This is a genomic window from Prevotella sp. P3-92, from assembly GCF_002251205.1.
Lineage (GTDB): Bacteria > Bacteroidota > Bacteroidia > Bacteroidales > Bacteroidaceae > Prevotella.
Map to the genome: position 1 here is coordinate 1 of NZ_NPJE01000021.1, position 975 is coordinate 975.

1 protein-coding gene is annotated in these 975 nt (G+C 37.6%); it reads right to left on the bottom strand.

Going from position 1 to position 975, the window contains the following annotated elements:
- Positions 1-305: 305 nt before the first annotated feature.
- On the bottom strand, positions 306-947 hold the full coding sequence (locus CIK93_RS03605) for a nucleoside phosphorylase (RefSeq protein ID WP_254046726.1): 642 nt from the start codon (positions 945-947) through the stop codon (positions 306-308).
- Between the last annotated feature and the right edge of the window lie 28 nt (positions 948-975).

Below are 975 nucleotides of genomic sequence, written 5' to 3' on the forward strand. Positions count from 1 at the left end.
TGAAAACGTCATTTTCTTGAAAATGTGCACTATTGCCCGTTGTGGGAGCCAGATAGCATGAGTAACTTTGCACCGTCAAAATAAACGAGTGTAAACCTAATTGTTATAAAGTAAGCATTCCGTAAACCACGTATAGATGGTTATGGAATACTTTTTATATAGTCCGCTAAATGGGAATTTACAATTCTGATATACTTCAGATGTAGGTTGCCGTTTCTAAAGCAATATAAAGTTTGTTTAAACTATGGTTGGCATTGTTCAAGCCTTTGGCTTCATATCCATTTGTATCCAAAATGTCACCTGTTTCAAAAAAAAGCATACAACTTCAAATTGTAGAAGTCGCACACAGATTGAACTCCAGCCAATTCCATTTCTACAGCGATGCACCCTTCTTCCATACGTTTGCGTACAAGTCCTTTTGTTTCTCTGATCATCGAATCTGTCGTCCATATTTTACCTGTAATATATGGTACAGATAATTTGTCGAAAATTATGGAAAGTTCCTTGCTTGCGGCTATATCAATATAGTCGGATGGTGCTGCAAAATAATATGAACACCCGTCCCCTCTGTAACTTTGTGTCGGTATGATAAATCTACCTTGTGTGGTTGTACGGTCAAGACTGCCACAGGAACCGAACATAATGAACTTTGATGCTCCAGTTAGCCAGCTTGCAAGATGACATTGAGAGGATGCTACTGCTGAACCTATTCCTGACAGGTAGAAAGTTATCGTAACTCCTTTATAAGTTGTTTTATAGATATGCGTATCGCCATTGCAAGCCGGCATAGTTGCAATAATTTCAGATTCGTAGGAATCAAGTAAATGCCGATGAATCTCCTTCGAGAATATTATCAGGCATATATCTGCAAAATCTCCACGTCTGCCGTAGAAATCAAACAGATTGATCATTGGTTCAGTTTCAATATCATAACTATCAGTAATCATAGCATATTGAATCAGATGTGAGTTTTAT